The sequence below is a fragment of the Megasphaera sp. AF13-6AC genome (assembly GCF_027685385.1).
Classification (GTDB): Bacteria; Bacillota; Negativicutes; order Veillonellales; family Megasphaeraceae; genus Megasphaera; species Megasphaera micronuciformis.
The window spans coordinates 1-2,169 of record NZ_JAQCUN010000177.1 but is presented as its reverse complement, the minus strand read 5'-3'; the positions used below and the strand labels follow the sequence as shown (position 1 = coordinate 2,169).

The following is a 2,169-nucleotide window of genomic DNA, read 5'->3' as shown; positions in this document are numbered from 1 at the left end:
CGCCGTCCTTTAATATCCGATCCAGATATGCCAGTGTCGTCGTACCCAAGAGCGGACTGATATGTTCCGACTCACTACGGGACGGTCTATCTTCTACAACAATAACCTCTCTAAAACCGAATTTTTCTTCCAGGCGTCGTTCCGTTTCACCGAATTCGGGAGCAAAGGGGTCGAGAACCTCTATTTTTACAATCCCTTTCTCACGACCTAATTTTAAAAGTCGTGAAACAGTAGGTCTTGAGACCCCTAAAATCTCACAAATTTCTTCTTGTCCTAAATTATCCCGATAGTATAAGGAGCAGCATTTTACAAGAAGCCTCATATCATCGACAATCTTTCGCATGCCCTCACCTCTTTCGTCGTGTACACGGCTTCGAATATATAACTTTTTCATTTCTAATTATACCCCTGCACTTGCAATAAAGCTATGTTACACTCAGTTTTTATGCCAATTTTGCGTTATCTCCTCTCTTTTCAACGAATATTCCTTGTACATACATAAATAATGTGATATTATAACAATCCCTTCTATGCTATAATATCCGGTGTAGAAGTCCCTTCACGGGGATGTAAAGGTTTCGACGTGCATAGTTGTATCATGAACAGCGAGCCGGGGTTTCATCTGCCCGCAAATCGGTGAACTTTTAAATTAAACGCAAAAGAAAACAATTTTGCTTTAGCTGCCTAAGCGCAGCTGACGTCTCTTACCGCTAATCCTGCGTGCGGTCTGTAGGCGACACTTAGCGGGATACTGCACAATCGGGCCCTACGATTGTGTCGGGAAACTACTGGGCTTGGTCGATGGGGTTTGTCCTTGTACGAACATCGATTGAAATCGCTAACAAGGACTGCGCTCGGAGAGGTTCATGGGGCAGTGTGTACGGACAGGAGTTCGACTCTCCTCATCTCCACCATAAATGAAATAAGACGTGTGAAAGTATACTTTCACACGTCTTATTTTTTTCTGTAGATCAAATTCAACCATAGTCGTATCCGTAACAAACCATTTTCCCTCCGAGTTTTCAGTCAAGGACACGCCTTCTTGCACCGATTAAGCTTATATACCACTTAATCATGCCGATTTAAAGGCTCTATCACTTTACCGGGATTCATAATCCAATTGGGGTCTACAGCTTGTTTTATAGTTTTCATAAATTCCAGTTCTACCGGATCCGTATATTTTTCCATATACTTCAAGCGTTTCAGACCGATGCCGTGTTCTCCCGATAGCCTGCCGCCTAAAGAGTATACATACGGATAGGCAACAGCGCGGAATTGTTCCAACTGTTTTTCCCAATCCTCATCGCTCATGTCACATTTCAGGATTTGAAAGTGAATATTTCCGTCACCGGCATGAGCCAGACAAAATGGCCGAAAATCATATTTCCTGCTTTCTTCCATCAGCGTTTTTATGCAGTCGGCAATTTTCGTAACAGGAACTACCAGGTCTTCCGATGTGCCGACTTTCGAATAGGTCCGCGTACTTTCCAGGCAGTTACGGCGCACACTCCAAACGCGATCGTCAGCCTCTACAACGTCTGTAGCATGACATTCTTCGCAAATCTTCATCAATTTTTCCGTTTTTTCATCCAGCTCCGCTTCGTTAAAAGCCTCAATGGTAATGATGTCATAATAGCCGTCTTCCTTGTGCGGCAAATCCAGTTTACAGTACTCACAAGCACTGCGTACGAAGGATACGTCCATAAATTCAACAGACGTCGGGTTAATACCGGCTTTAACAATTTTGGGAACCGCTTCGGCCGCGTCGCTTAATTTCGTAAAGACTGCAAGAACGTCTACATGAAATGGACTTAAAGGCACGAGTTTCAACGTGGCTTTTGTAATAATTCCTAACGTTCCTTCACTGCCGATAATCAGTTGATCTAAACAAAATCCGGTAGAGCATTTTTTCAAAGTGCTGCCGAAAGTTGCGATTTTTCCGTTAGGCAATACGACTTCAACGGAATACACCTGGTTTCTCGTCGTGCCGTAGCGAACCGCTTTGTTACCGCCCGCATTGGTTGCCAAGTTTCCGCCGATAAGACAGCTGTCGGCACTACACGGGTCGCCGGCATACATAAGTCCCTTCGACCGGGCCAAGGCCTGAATATCCGCCGTTCTTACGCCGGCTTCGACGACCATATACATTCCCTCTTCGCTGCATTCAAG

General features: G+C 44.7%; 1 protein-coding gene, 1 other RNA gene and 1 pseudogene. 1 reads left to right on the top strand and 2 read right to left on the bottom strand.

The genetic code is table 11. The features are described from left to right. Positions 1-343 (bottom strand): annotated as a pseudogene (locus tag PGX78_RS07785) (helix-turn-helix domain-containing protein); the annotation flags it as partial. Between the two features lie 220 nt (positions 344-563). Here PGX78_RS07785 and ssrA point away from each other — a divergent pair. Then, positions 564-914, top strand: a transfer-messenger RNA (tmRNA) gene (gene ssrA / locus PGX78_RS07780). Positions 915-1,068: 154 nt separating this feature from the next. Here ssrA and PGX78_RS07775 read toward each other — a convergent pair. After that, positions 1,069-2,169: FAD-binding oxidoreductase (locus PGX78_RS07775; RefSeq protein WP_270446331.1), on the bottom strand; the 1,101-nt coding region annotated here is incomplete at its 5' end.